The sequence below is a fragment of the Rhizobium sp. N731 genome, assembly GCF_001664145.1.
GTDB classification, from domain to species: domain Bacteria; phylum Pseudomonadota; class Alphaproteobacteria; order Rhizobiales; family Rhizobiaceae; genus Rhizobium; species Rhizobium esperanzae.
The window spans coordinates 3,472,645-3,486,196 of the sequence record NZ_CP013601.1; the positions used below are offsets into that span (position 1 = coordinate 3,472,645).

The 13,552-nt window shown below is 61.7% G+C and carries 12 protein-coding genes; 6 read left to right on the top strand and 6 right to left on the bottom strand.

Features of this window, described 5'->3' with window-relative positions:
• Positions 1-8: 8 nt before the first annotated feature.
• The 4 genes from AMK02_RS16985 to AMK02_RS17000 all read right to left on the bottom strand — a co-directional run bounded on the left by AMK02_RS16985 (position 9) and on the right by AMK02_RS17000 (position 4,872).
• On the bottom strand, positions 9-923 hold the full coding sequence (locus AMK02_RS16985; RefSeq protein ID WP_064804608.1) for an ABC transporter permease subunit: 915 nt from the start codon (positions 921-923) through the stop codon (positions 9-11).
• A gap of 10 nt (positions 924-933) precedes the next feature.
• The gene (locus AMK02_RS16990) at positions 934-1,818 is read right to left on the bottom strand and encodes a carbohydrate ABC transporter permease (RefSeq protein ID WP_012485023.1); all 885 of its coding nucleotides are present in this window, start codon (positions 1,816-1,818) and stop codon (positions 934-936) included.
• Positions 1,819-1,945: 127 nt separating this feature from the next.
• Positions 1,946-3,301, bottom strand: a complete 1,356-nt coding sequence (locus tag AMK02_RS16995; RefSeq protein ID WP_012485024.1) for an extracellular solute-binding protein — start codon at positions 3,299-3,301, stop codon at positions 1,946-1,948.
• A 365-nt stretch (positions 3,302-3,666) separates the two neighbouring features.
• Positions 3,667-4,872, bottom strand: a complete 1,206-nt coding sequence (locus tag AMK02_RS17000) for an ROK family transcriptional regulator (RefSeq protein WP_064804610.1) — start codon at positions 4,870-4,872, stop codon at positions 3,667-3,669.
• A gap of 228 nt (positions 4,873-5,100) precedes the next feature.
• On the opposite strand from AMK02_RS17000, the gene AMK02_RS17005 reads away from it, so the two are divergent.
• From AMK02_RS17005 to AMK02_RS17030, 6 genes are all read left to right on the top strand, one after another.
• Positions 5,101-6,339 (top strand): extracellular solute-binding protein, encoded by a 1,239-nt coding sequence (locus AMK02_RS17005; RefSeq protein ID WP_064804611.1) that lies wholly within the window; start codon positions 5,101-5,103, stop codon positions 6,337-6,339.
• Between the two features lie 75 nt (positions 6,340-6,414).
• The gene (locus AMK02_RS17010; RefSeq protein WP_064804613.1) at positions 6,415-7,299 is read left to right on the top strand and encodes a carbohydrate ABC transporter permease; all 885 of its coding nucleotides are present in this window, start codon (positions 6,415-6,417) and stop codon (positions 7,297-7,299) included.
• The gene (locus tag AMK02_RS17015) at positions 7,299-8,144 is read left to right on the top strand and encodes a carbohydrate ABC transporter permease (protein ID WP_064804615.1); all 846 of its coding nucleotides are present in this window, start codon (positions 7,299-7,301) and stop codon (positions 8,142-8,144) included. The genes AMK02_RS17010 and AMK02_RS17015 overlap by 1 nt, the downstream gene beginning before the upstream one ends.
• Positions 8,141-9,163: an SIS domain-containing protein gene (locus AMK02_RS17020; RefSeq protein ID WP_064804617.1), complete on the top strand. Its 1,023-nt coding sequence runs from the start codon at positions 8,141-8,143 to the stop codon at positions 9,161-9,163. The genes AMK02_RS17015 and AMK02_RS17020 overlap by 4 nt, the downstream gene beginning before the upstream one ends.
• Positions 9,164-10,093 carry a PfkB family carbohydrate kinase gene (locus AMK02_RS17025; protein ID WP_064804619.1) on the top strand — a complete coding sequence of 310 codons (930 nt, stop codon included), beginning with the start codon at positions 9,164-9,166 and terminating at the stop codon, positions 10,091-10,093. It abuts the gene before it with no gap.
• Positions 10,090-11,169, top strand: coding sequence for an ABC transporter ATP-binding protein (locus AMK02_RS17030; RefSeq protein ID WP_064804621.1), 1,080 nt, complete (start codon positions 10,090-10,092; stop codon positions 11,167-11,169). The genes AMK02_RS17025 and AMK02_RS17030 overlap by 4 nt, the downstream gene beginning before the upstream one ends.
• A 20-nt stretch (positions 11,170-11,189) precedes the next feature.
• Here the strand turns inward: AMK02_RS17030 and AMK02_RS17035 are convergent, their stop codons facing one another.
• On the bottom strand, positions 11,190-12,017 hold the full coding sequence (locus AMK02_RS17035; RefSeq protein ID WP_064804623.1) for a glycoside hydrolase family 16 protein: 828 nt from the start codon (positions 12,015-12,017) through the stop codon (positions 11,190-11,192).
• Positions 12,018-12,067: 50 nt separating this feature from the next.
• On the bottom strand, positions 12,068-13,549 hold the full coding sequence (locus tag AMK02_RS17040) for a lipopolysaccharide biosynthesis protein (protein ID WP_064804625.1): 1,482 nt from the start codon (positions 13,547-13,549) through the stop codon (positions 12,068-12,070).
• Between the last annotated feature and the right edge of the window lie 3 nt (positions 13,550-13,552).

Below are 13,552 nucleotides of genomic sequence, written 5' to 3' on the forward strand. Positions count from 1 at the left end.
CTGCTCCTTCACTTCTCGGTGGAGATAAGGCCGCGCACGAACCAGCGCTGCATCAGGATGACGAGCAACAGCGGCGGCGACATGATGATAAGTGTCCCGGCCATGGCGACGTTCCAGTCGGGCAGGCCGAATTCGGACGGAATAAGGGTCTTCAACTGCGTCACCGCGATGCCGAAATTCGGATCGGTGGTGACCAGCAGCGGCCAGAGATACTGGTTCCACGCCCAGACGAACATGATCGTGAACAGCGCGATCATGTTCGAGCGCGACAGCGGCAGCAGTATGTCGATGAAGAAGCGGACGGCGCCGGCGCCATCCATCTTCGTCGCCTCGGCAAGCTCGTCCGGAACGGTCAGATAGAACTGGCGGTAAAGGAAAGTGCCGGTCGCGGTCGCGACGAGCGGCGCCACGAGGCCGGTATAGGAATTCAACAGCCCCCATTCGAGTTTGATCTGGATGCCGGAGACCCAGGCGACGAGCGCGGTGATTCCAGTAAGGTCGAGGATCGTCTGAAACGGCTGCAATGCATTCGCCGCGATCGAATAGGTCGGCACGATGCGGACTTCCAGCGGCAGCATCAGCGTGATGAAGATGATCCAGAAGATCAGATGCCGGCCGCGGAAGCGGAAGTAGACGATCGAAAAGGCGGCCATGGCGGAAAGGATGACCTTGCCGGCGCCGACCGCTGTCGCGAAGATGATACTGTGGATCAGCTTGTTGCCGAGATCGGCGCGGATCCAGGCAGCCTGTGCATTTTCCCAGAAATGCGAACCCGGGGTGAGCGGCAGCGGCACCCGGTTGACCGTCTCCAGATCGAGCGTCGATGCGATGATGACAATGACAAAAGGCAGAAGCGCGATCACCATGCCGAGCGCGAGTATCGTGTAGCAGATGAAGTTGAATATCGGCGTGCGTTCGATCATGTCCGCGACCTCACTTGTAGTGCACGCGCCGCTCGATGAAGCGGAACTGGAAGATGGTGAGAAGGACGACGAGCGCCATCAGGATGATCGACTGGGCAGCCGCACCCGAATAATCGAGCCCCCTGAAACCGTCGAAATAGATCTTGTAGACCATGAGCTCGGTCGCCCGCGCCGGTCCGCCCTGGGTCATGACGTCGACGATGCCGAAGGAATCCTGGAAGCTTTCGGTGATGTTGATGACGAGCAGGAAGAACAATGTCGGCGTCAACAGCGGCAATTGCAGGTCCCACATGCGACGCAGCGGCCCGGAACCGTCCATGGCCGCGGCCTCGATCAGCGAGCGGGGAATGCCCTGAAGAGCCGAAAGGAAGAAGATGAAATTATAGCCGATATATTTCCAGGAAAAGGCGATGATAACGGCGATCATCGCGTCCTTGCCGTCGAGTGCCGGGTTCCAGAGGCCGGGCCAGACGTGATTGATTACGGAGAGAAGACCGGCCTCCGGCGCCAGAATGAAGCGGAAGGCAAGGCCGAGGGCGGGAGCGGCAATCGCGTAAGGCCAGATGAAGACCGACCGGTAGATTTTGTGGCCGCGCAGTTCACGGTCCGTCAACAGCGCCAGGATGAGCGCCATCCCCATGGCGATCGCCGTCGAGCTGAAGCCGAAGATCATGCTGCGGGTGATCGACTCCCAATAGATGGGATCGCTGAGCAGCTGTTTGAAATTGTCGAAACCGACCCAGGCATTGCCGCCACCCCATGGCTGCTCGAGCGTGAATGCCCAATAGAGCGCCTGCGCGCTCGGCCAGTAGAAGAAGACGAAGATCAGCAGCAGCATCGGAAAGGCGAAGAGCAGTCCGATCGTCGTCGAGGAGAAAGTGACGCGCTTTTCCATGAGTGGTCGTTTTCGCCCGAGTTTGTTTGGGCGCGGGCAGCAGCTTTGCATCCGCGACCGATTAAGAGAGCTTGCAAAGACGCACCCGGCGCGCGCAAGGCGGCCGGGTGCGGCTCATATCGGACGGTCAGGGAAGCTGAACGTTCTTGTAAGTCTGCTGGAAGCGGCGCAGCAGCTGGTTGCCGCGATCGGCAGCACCGTCGAGCGAAGCCTGAACGTCGGCATTGTTGACGAAGATCGCCTGCAGGCCGTTGGCGATTTCGGTGCGAACCTGCAGCAGGCCGCCGAGGCGGATGCCGTGCGGAGCTGTGTCGCCCGCCGGCGATGCGGTCAGGCTCTGGATGGCGAGTTCGCGGCCGGCATAGGGAGCCTTGTCGTAGAAGCCCTGCTTCTTCAGATATTCGAAGCCGGAGTTACGAACCGGGATGTAGCCGGTGACGGTCGACCAGGTCAGAGCTTCCTCCGGCTTGGCGATAAAGTTGAAGAAGGCGGCAGCAGCCTTGTATTCGGCGTCGGTGTGGCCCTTCAGAACCCAGAGCGAAGCGCCGCCGACAAAGGAGCTGTGACGGGTTGCATTGCCGTAGGTCGGAAGCATCGAAACGCCCCAGTTCATGCCCTGCTTGGCGGTGCGGCCGATATTGCCGTGGTCGCCAACCGACGTCAGGATGACCTGGCAATCGCCGGCAGCGAAGGCTTCCACGAAGGTCTGGCCGACGGCCTTGTTCTTGATGACGGCGAGCTTGTTGTCGTACCAGGACTTGAGGTCCTTGATGTAGCTGACGAGGAGCGGGTTCTTGTTGAACACCAGCTCGGCATCGAGGCCTTCAAAGCCGTTCTTCTTCGTCGCGATCGCTTCGCCGTTGACGGCTTCGAACTGCTCGACGTACTGCCAGACTTCATTGTTGGAGATATCGAAGGCGAGCGGGCAGGCGTAGCCGGCGTCCTTCAGAGCCTTGAAATCTTCACCGGCTTCCTGCCAGGTGGCGGGAGCATGGTCCTTGCCGATCTTGGCAAAGGCATCCTTGTTCCAATAGAGCAGAGCGGTCGACGAGTTGAAGGGGAAGGAATACATCTCGCCCTTGGACGTCGCATAATAGTTTGCAATGCCGGAGAAGTAATCTTTCCAGTCGACCGTGTAGCCCATGTCGGTCATCAGCTGGTTTGCCGGATAGAAGGCGCCGGAGAGCATGATGTCGAGGGTGCCGGCGTCGGAGACCTGAGCGATCGTCGGCTGCTTGCCGGCGCGGAAAGCGGCAATCGTATTCTGCAGGGAAGCATCGTAGCTACCCTGGCTGGTGCAGACGACTTCGTAGTCGCCCTGCGACTGGTTGAAGCGATCGCACTGTTCCTGGACACGCTTCGCGATATCACCGGAATTGCCGAACCAGAAGTCGATCTTGGTCTTATCGGCGGCGGCAGCGGGACCAGCAAGAAACGCTGTAGCGAGAAGGGCGCCAACGGCGCCGAGAAGCTTGGCTTGCATGAGAACCTCGAACGTAAAAGAGACGCGCACTTTCAGCGCACGCCCTATTAGCTGGTCCAAATTGCCGCGGCCAATGAATATTCCATGACATGAAACAACCGAAATCGTACCGTCACGAAACCTTCATGCGGATGTTATTTGCCACGGCTGAAGGCTATATTGAGAGAAGCCTCGCCAACCACCCCAGCGCACTGCCGAATAATTATATCTATACCAGAATTCCTATAAATTTCAATGATTTTCAATATTTGACTATACTTCGATCGCGCCTGTTAATTCGCTGGCAATGGTCGCTTGAAACTTACAAAGAGTGACCATTTTTCTGCCGTTGCACTGCTGTGCAACGCCCGGCTTCAGGCTCGAAATCAGCGGGAAGCCTTCAAAATTGCAGCAAAATGCGGATCGAATGCCCGGCCGATTGGTCCAGCGGCCGCCCCGAGCGCCACCGACCAAGGGTCGGCCATGCCGGACTGCAGCCGCGGCAGCGTCCGGCCGCGCCGTTCGCCGATCGAGGGCAGCAGCGGGCCGATGGCCGCAATCAACCTGTTGACCAATGCCTCGGGCGCGCTGCCGCAGAGGATCACCGTCTGCGGATCGAAGATCGTTTCGATCAGATGGATGCTCCAGCGCAAGTCAGCAGCCGCCGTTTCGATCCAGGTGTCGATGCGTGGATCGCCCCCCGAGGCGAGGTCATTGATGTGTGCATGCAGATCGGGATCGGCGGGATCGGCCGAGAGATATTGGTAGAGCGAGGCGAGCGAGGCGCGGTGTTCGAGCGGGGTCGATTTGCCATCGGCAAAGAGCAGTGCCATGCCGATCTCGCCGGCATTGCCGTTGGCGCCACGATAGAGTTCGCCGTTCAGGATGAGACCGGCGCCAATGCCGTAACCGACGAACAGGCAGACGGCATGGTCGAGGCCATGCGCGGCCCCCACCATACGCTCCGCAGTCGCGGCCGCTGCCGCATCGTTCTGCAGACCGACATCGAGCCCGGTGCCGGCGGTCAGCGTGTCAAGCAGCGGAAACTTCTGCCAAGCCTCCATCATCCACGGATCGTCGCCGCTGCCGTCGATCCCGAAGGGACCTGGCATCGCGACGCCGAGGCCGACCAGCCGCTTCTCGGATTGCCGGACGATCCCGGCGAGCTTTAACCGGACACTGGCGACGAGATCGAGAATGACCTTCGTTCCTGTCGACGGGCCTCCCGGCGGCAGAACGGCCTCGGCGCGCACGAGAACGCTGCCTACGAGATCGACGGCGACCGCCCGCGTCACGTGCCGGTCGATCTGCAGGCCGATCGCAAAGGCGCCCTCGGGAACGAGCCGATACGGCGTCGAGGGCTGGCCCCTCCCCTTTCGCACCGCCTCCTGCGAACTGACGAGACCGTCGCGCTCGAGTTCCTCGATGATATTCGACACAGTCTGCTTGGTCAGCCGCGTCGCCCGCGCCAGATCGGCGCGCGAGAGCGCACCGTTGATCCTCAAGGCATCGATCATCACGCGCCGGTTATGCGCGCTGGTGCCTTCGTGATTGGTGCCGCTCTTGGCCCTGATGGGCCTGCTGTCATTCATGTGCAATTGCCTCTTGACTCCAGTAGAATGTTGAAGAAGTAATAAGTCAAGACAATTGACTTAATAAGGGACCGAAGAGTTCCTGGGAACGCAGGAAGCCGCACAGGGCCTCCAACGACGCTCCGAGATGACCAACCGGCACGTTTTGTTTCACGCGTGCCTTCTCGAAAACCGATGGCGGAAAATCCGCCCTCGGCCATGCGTAAATGTCAAAAACTGGAGGCTGCAATGCTGAAATCCTTGAACAAGACGCTTTTGGGTGCGGCCTTGATCGGCGCATCCCTTGCCCCGCATGCTTTCGCCGAAACGACGCTCAACGCGCTGTTCATGGCGCAGGCCGCTTACAGCGAGGCGGATGTGCGCGCCATGACCGACGCCTTCGCCAAGGCGAACCCCGATATCAAGGTCAATCTCGAATTCGTTCCCTATGAGGGGCTGCACGACAAGACGGTGCTGGCGCAGGGTTCCGGCGGCGGCTACGACGTCGTCCTCTTCGACGTCATCTGGCCGGCCGAATACGCCACCAACAAGGTGCTGGTCGACGTCTCCTCGCGCATCACCGACGAGATGAAGAAGGGCGTATTGCCGGGCGCCTGGACCACTGTGCAGTATGACGGCAAATATTACGGCATGCCGTGGATCCTCGACACCAAATACCTGTTCTACAACAAGGAGATCCTGGAGAAGGCCGGCATCAAGGCGCCGCCGAAGACCTGGGACGAACTGGCCGAGCAGGCAAAGACCATCAAGGACAAGGGTCTGCTCGCCACGCCGATCTCCTGGAGCTGGTCGCAGGCCGAAGCCGCCATCTGCGACTACACCACGCTCGTCAGCGCCTATGGCGGCGATTTCCTGAAGGATGGCAAACCAGCCTTTCAGAGCGGCGGCGGTCTCGATGCGCTGAAATACATGGTCGCGAGCTATACATCGGGCCTGACCAATCCGAACTCCAAGGAATTTCTGGAAGAAGACGTTCGCAAGGTCTTCCAGAACGGCGACGCCGCCTTCGCGCTGAACTGGACCTACATGTACAACATGGCCAACGACCCGAAGGACAGCAAGGTCGCGGGCAAGGTCGGCGTCGTGCCGGCACCGGGTGTCGCCGGCAAGAGCGAGGCTTCGGCCGTCAACGGCTCGATGGGCCTCGGTATCACCTCCGCCAGCCAGCATCCCGACGAGGCCTGGAAGTACATCGCCTTCATGACCTCGCAGGCCACGCAGAACGCCTATGCCAAGCTCAGCCTGCCGATCTGGGCATCCTCTTATGATGACCCGAATGTCACCAAAGGCCAGGAAGAGCTGATCTCCGCTGCCAAGATCGGCCTCGCCGCCATGTATCCGCGCCCGACGACGCCGAAATATCAGGAGCTGTCGACCGCGCTGCAGCAGGCGATCCAGGAATCGCTGCTCGGCCAGTCCACGCCCGAGGACGCGCTGAAGTCGGCGGCCGACAACAGCGGTCTCTGAGCCCCCGCATGAAATCCCGGGCGGCGCCCGTCGTCGCCCGGCCTCCCGAACCTATGAATGAAAAGGGCCGCCTCGATGTCGGGCACTTGGCTGACAACCCGCGCGTGGCTTCTCATGCTGCCGCTTCTCGTGGTGATGATCTCGGTGATCGGCTGGCCTCTGGTCGATACCGTCGGCCTCTCCTTCACCGATGCCAAGCTCGTCGGCACCGAGGGAAGCTTCGTCGGCCTCGACAATTACGTGAAGATGCTCTCCGGCTCGAATTTCCAGCGCACACTGATCACCACCGCATGGTTCGCGATCGTCTCGGTTGCCGCCGAAATGGTGATCGGCGTCCTTGCGGCTCTGTTGCTGAACCAGCAATTCCGTGGCCGCACCGCGCTCCGCGCCCTGATGATCCTGCCTTGGGCGCTGCCGACCGTCGTCAACGCCACGCTCTGGCGGCTGATCTACAATCCGGAATATGGCGCGCTGAACGCCGCGCTGACCCAGCTCGGCCTGCTCGACGCCTATCGTTCCTGGCTCGGCGAACCCGGCACGGCGCTCGCCGCCCTCATCGTCGCCGACTGCTGGAAAAATTTTCCCTTGGTGGCGCTGATCGCGCTCGCAGCACTCCAGGCCGTGCCGCGCGACATTACTGCCGCCTCGCTGGTCGACGGCGCCGGTCCATTCGCCCGCTTCCGCTTCGTCATCCTGCCCTATCTCGCCGGCCCGCTGATGGTGGCGCTGGTGCTGCGCACGATCGAGGCCTTCAAGGTGTTCGACATCATCTGGGTCATGACCCGCGGCGGACCGGCCAACAGCACGCGAACGCTCTCGATTCTGGTCTATCAGGAGGCCTTCTCTTTCCAGCGCGCGGGCTCGGGCGCATCGCTCGCCTTGATCGTCACGCTGCTGGTGACGCTGCTCGCCGCAGGCTACGCGGCCCTTGTGCGCAAGACCGCCGGGAGTGCCGTCTGATGGAACGCCGGAGCCCGCTCTTTTCCGCTTTCATTCACCTCTCGGCGCTGCTGCTTGCCGCCGTCATCCTGGCGCCGATCCTGTGGCTTTTCATCATGAGCATCGCGCCGGCGGCCGATCTCGCCGCAAAGCCGCTGCGCTGGTGGCCGCAAGCCATTGATTTCTCGCGATACCAGGTGCTGCTGTCGACGCTCGAAAACAGCGCCGGCGCCGCTTTCACCTCGTCATTGCGCAACAGCATCGAGGTGGCCGGCATGGCGACGATCGCCGCCATCGCGCTCGCAATTCCCGCCGGTTGGGCAGTGTCGCGCACACCTTCCGTCGGCTGGTCGCTGTCGATGGTGATCGCGACCTACATGCTGCCACCGGTGGCGCTCGCCGTGCCGCTCTATATGGGCCTCTCCCATCTCGGGATGCTGAACAACGTCTTCGGCCTCGCCCTCGTCTATCTGACGATACTGGCGCCCTTCACCACCTGGCTGATGAAATCAGGCTTCGATTCCATCCCGCGCGAGATCGAATCGGCGGCGATGATCGACGGTGCCGGCCTGTTTCAGACGCTGAAGATCATCACGCTGCCGCTTGCCGCCCCGGTGGTGGCGACCTCGAGCCTCTTCGCCTTCCTGCTGGCCTGGGATGAATTTTTCTATGCGCTGCTCTTTACCTCGGACCAGCGCGCCAAGACGCTGACCGTCGCCATCGCTGATCTCGCCGGCGGCCGCGTTTCCGATTACGGACTGATCGCCACGGCAGGCGTGCTCGCCGCCCTGCCCCCGGTGCTGATCGGTCTCGTCATGCAACGCGCCCTGATCTCGGGGCTCACCAGCGGCGGCGTCAAGGGATGAACATGACAACAGAAAGAATTCGACCCGCCGGGCTTGTGGCGATCGATCGCGAAATGGCCCGCCAGCACGCCGATGCAATCACCTCTTATCAATCGGCCGGGCCGATGGCGGCAAGAGCCGCCGCCTCGCTTGAGAAGACCGGGCGGCTGCTCCTGATCGGCATGGGCGGCTCACATGCCGTCAACCGCGCCGTCGAGCCGCTCTATCGCGCGCTCGGCATCGACGCCGTCGCCCTGCCGCTCTCCGAGCAGCTCGGCCAGCCGCTGCCGATCGCCGGCAGGACGATCTTCGTCACCTCGCAATCAGGCCAAAGTGCCGAAGTCGTGCGTTGGTTCAACGAGACCGGCGGCACCGAGGACACTTTCGGCCTGACGCTTGAAGCCGGCGCCTTCCTGGCAAGAACCGCCCCATCGCTCGTTGGCAGCGGCGGCACCGAGCTTGCCTTCGCAGCCACCCGCAGTCTGACGGTGACTTTTGCTCTGCATCTGGCAATCCTTGCCGCGCTCGGCGAAGATCCCGCAGCCGCGCTTGCTGTCTTTGAAGCGCCTGAAGACCACGACATTACCGTCGCCCTCGCCGCACTTGAAAATGTTGCGACCGTCGTCACCTCGGGCCGCCGTCTGCAGGGCGTTGCCGAGGCCTTGGCCCTGGGATTGACCGAATTGTCGCGCCGCCCCTGCTTCTCGCTCGAAGGCGGTCAGCTCCGCCACGGTCCGATGGAGATGCTCGGCCCGGAAATCGGCGTCGTGCTGTTCCGCGGCCAGGATGAAACCGCCGGCCTGGTTACAGCAATGGCGATGTCTGCTGTCGAGACCGGCGCTCCCGTCATCCTCTTTGACGCATCGACAGAAGCTCCGGTGGCCGGTGCGGTCACAATCCGCTTTCGCCCGGCGACAGGCCTTGCCGCGATCTTCGCCATGCTGCCGGTTGCCCAGCGGCTGATGATCGGCTTTGCCGACACCCGCGTCGAGAATGCCGGAACGCCGGTTCGATCCACCAAGATTACCCGGAGCGAATGAATGCGGCCGCTTGCAGTCATCGGCAACGTCAATGTCGACCTGATCCTCGGACCGGCCGCCCCCTGGCCCAAGGCCGGGACGGAAATCATCGTCGATCACGACGAGCTCAGGGTCGGGGGATCGGCCGGCAACAGCGCACTCGCCTGGCAGGCGCTCGGGGTCGAATTCGAGATCGCCGCCAATATCGGCAGCGACCAGTTCGGCCGCTGGTTGGCCGAAGCCTTCGGCCACCGTTCCGCGAAGTGGCCGGTGCGCCCCGAACAAACGACCCTCTCCGTCGGCATCACCCATCCTGACGGCGAGCGCACCTTCTTCACGACGCGGGGCCATCTGCCGCGCTTCAGCCTCGCCGATGTTTTCGCCGTCATCGACGGCGAAAAGCTGCGCGGCGGCTGTGCGCTTCTCTGCGGCGGCTTCCTGACCGACGATCTGACCCGCCAATATGACGCCTTCTTCGACTGGGCCGAGAGCCATGACATCGCCGTCGCCCTCGATACCGGCTGGCCGCTCGACGGCTGGACCGAGCAGAATTGCGCTGCGACACGGGCCTGGCTTTCTCGCAGCCGCATCGCGCTGCTCAACGAGGTCGAGTCGACGACGCTTGCCGGCATCGCCGATCCGATCGAAGCCGCCCGGCACATCAGCTCGCATATGCCGCAAGGTGCGATCGTCGTCGTCAAGCGCGGCCCCGATGGCGCAATCGCGATCGGGGCTGACGGCCAACTGGCTACGGTGACTGCGCCTATTGTCGCAGTAGTCGATACCATCGGCGCCGGCGATGTCTTCAATGCCGCCTTTCTCGCAGCGCTGGCAAAGGATGAGCCTTTGATATCTTGCCTGAGGGCCGGAACCGAGGTCGCCTCTCGCGCCATCTCCACGCTTCCCCGCAGCTATGGCGACCCGACCTCTCGTCAGGAGCCACAGTCATGAGCGCGCTCGATATCGAAAATATCCGCAAGACCTATGGCGACGTCGAGACGCTGAAGGGTATCGATATTTCCCTGGAAAGCGGCGAATTCCTCGTACTGCTCGGTTCCTCCGGCTGCGGCAAGTCAACGCTCTTGAACATCATCGCCGGCCTTGCCGAGGCGACGAGCGGTGACATCAGGATTGGCGGCCGCTCAGTGCTCCGCGTGCATCCGAAGGACCGCGACATCGCCATGGTCTTTCAATCCTATGCGCTCTATCCCAATCTGACGGTGCATAGGAATATCGGCTTCGGCCTGGAAATGCGTAAAGTTCCGACGCCCGAGCGTGACAAAGCGGTGCGCGATGCCGCAAAGCTCCTGCAGATCGAAAATCTTCTCGATCGCAAGCCGAGCCAGCTCTCCGGCGGCCAGCGCCAGCGCGTCGCGATTGGCCGCGCGCTGGTGCGCAAGCCGGAGGTGTTCCTCTTCGACGAGCCGCTCTCCAACCTCGACGCCAAGCTGCGCATGGAAATGCGCACCGAAATCAAGCGGCTGCACCGGATACTGAAGACGACGGTGGTCTATGTCACCCATGACCAGATCGAGGCGATGACGCTGGCGAGCCGCATCGCCGTCATGCGCGACGGCCGCATCGAACAGCTGGGCACGCCGGAAGAGATCTACAACAGTCCGGCGACGCTCTATGTCGCGACCTTCGTCGGCGCACCGCCGATGAACCTGCTGGCGGCAACGATCCGAGATGATCGACTGGTGCTTTCGGGTTCCGATACCAGCCTGCCTCTGCCCGTCCGCTTCGGCAAGGCGGCAGCCGATGGCCGCGACCTCATTTTTGGCATCCGCCCCGAGGCGCTTCGCACGGCTGGATCCGGGGCTTCGCTCGAGGCAACCGTGGAGGTTGCGGAGTTGACCGGCCCGGAGCTCGTCGTCACCGCCCTCGCGGGAAACCAACGGCTGATGGCCTGCCTGCCGCCGCGCACACCGGTCCGCGACGGCGAAAAACTCACGCTCTTCTTTGACGAGGAGGCGATGCATCTCTTCGATGCGCAAACCGGTCTCAGTTGCCTCCGCGAGCAATAGAGCGATCAACGGTCGCTCGCTCAATTCGCCGCGTCGGCCGGCTTGCGCTTGTAAACGTGGATATAGTCGACGAGCAGGATGGAAGGATTTGGCGTTTCATCGATCGGCCAGCCCGAGCCGAGCGCCAAATTCACCAGCGGATAGAACGGCATATGGAACTCCTTCGGCGTGTCGAAGCTCCACAGGTACTGGCGATCCAGATAGAAGGTCGTCTTGTCGGCCCGGATATCGACGCCGTAGGTATGATACTCGCTGTTCAAAATTCCATCCTGGACGGTTTTCCAATAGCCGCCATTGGAATTCTCACCGCCATGGGCCTGGCGCCAGATATGAAAGCCCATGCTGAACTCGTAGGGCGCGCGTCCATAATATTCCAGCACGTCGATCTCGGCGGTGTATTTCGACCGGTCGAGCCCGATGAGCCAGAAGGCTGGCCAAACCCCTTTGCCCGGCGGCAGCTTCATCCTCGCTTCGAAATAGCCGAACTGCTGCGAGAAGCCTTCGCCTTTCGGGTTGACCGCCGAGAGCAGGCCCGACCGCCAGGTTCCATCCTCTCCCTTACGCGCTTCGATCTTCAGGATTCCCTGATCGGTCGTAAACGGAAAATCGGACGCCGGATCCGTGAAACGGGCGTCGCCGAAATCACCGTTCCAGGGCGTATGAGCGATCCAGCGGGAGCCTCTCTCTCCCCACGCCGAGACATCGAGACTGTCGAAATTCTCCTCGAACGTCAGCTGATAGGCATTCATGTTGATCGGTTCCTGGGCAACACTAGGCTGGCCGGGCAATGCCCCCAGACCGAGAACAACGAGCAGACCCAAGCTCTTAGAAGATATGCCGTAACGCATTGCGCTCCTCCGAAACCGCCAAAATAATCGTTGGACTGCACCGGTCTTTCTCATGAAATGAGAATTCTGTTTCGTCGCGGCATGAGCCGGTGAACGACGATGGTCTCGACGCCGTCGGGCCTTCCCAGAATCTGCCATAGCAACAGCGCGAAGACCCAAAAGATCGTCGCCGCCGCCGCGCCGCAAAGCGCCAGGCCGACGATCAGGCCGAAGCCGGCAGGCATGGCGGCGAGCTTGGGGCCCATCCAGAGCAGGAAAGCGATCATCGGCAGGCTCGTGGCCAGAGGCCTGCAAAAGGAAGTCAGCTGCGCGGCAAAACTCGCCCCGATCAACCGCCGAGTGATGATGAGCGACGCGGCATAAGCGACGAGAACCGCCACAACGCGCGCGCCGAGCGCACCCGCCACCTGGAAATAGACGATACCGAGGATGGTGACCGGGACCCTGACCAGGAATTCGGCGAACATCCGCAAGGCGAGGGAACGGGTTTTGTCCATGACCATCGCCAATGCCGGCACTATGTTCGTCGGAAGACCGAGCAGGCTCACCAGGCAGAGCCATTGCAGAATTGGTGCGGCGGATGCCCATTTCTCGCCGACGAGGACACGCACCGTCGGCTCGGCCAGAAAGGCGAGCGCAATAAGAATGGGCGCCGCGACGAAGGTGATTGCACTCGTTGCCTTCAAATAGGCGGCAACCAGGTTGCGACGATCTTCGACAGAGGAGAACGCCGCCATCAGCGGGCGCAACAACGGGCCGACAAAGGTCTGATAGGGAATGCCGGCGATATTGTCGGCGACGCTGAAGGCGCCAAACGTCGACAGCCCGGCAAAACGCGGCAAAAGCAGCCGGTCGAGCTGCCAATTAATTGCGCTCAGCACCTGCGATACGGTATTCCAGCTGATCATATCCTGGAAACGCTTCCATTCCGACAGGCTGAACTTCGGCTGCATCGGCGCAAAGACATAGGAGGTGATCATCGCCGCGGTCGGGCCGGCGACCGCCCCGACCGCGAGCCCCCAATAGCTGCCCGTCGCCGCGGCCACCCCTGCCCCGAACAGCAGCGTCGATCCTTTGGTGATGAGGTCGAGCGCAAACTCGCGTTTGAAATCGAAACGCTGCATGAAAAGGACCATGCGAGGACTGATCATGCTCCGCATGGAAGGCGCGATCGAAAGCACGGTGACAAGCGCAAAAAGTCGGGAATCGTCGTAGATCACGGCCATCGGCCAGGAAATGACCATCATCAGCAGGCTGATGGCCAACCCTCTCAGCAGGCTCAACGTGAAAGCCGTCGCAAACATCTCCTCGGAGGGGGACGGCTGACGCATCAGGGCCTGCGTCAACGGCAGATCCAGGATTGCTTCGATAATGACCAGAACCGACGTCGCAATGGCGACCAATCCGAAATCCGCAGGACTCAACAATCTTGCCAGGACAAGCAGACTGACGAAATCCAGCAGTCGCGCGAGGAATTTTCCGCTGATCGTCCAGATGCTCGCCGTCGCCGTCCTCTGAGATAGGCTTGACATGAT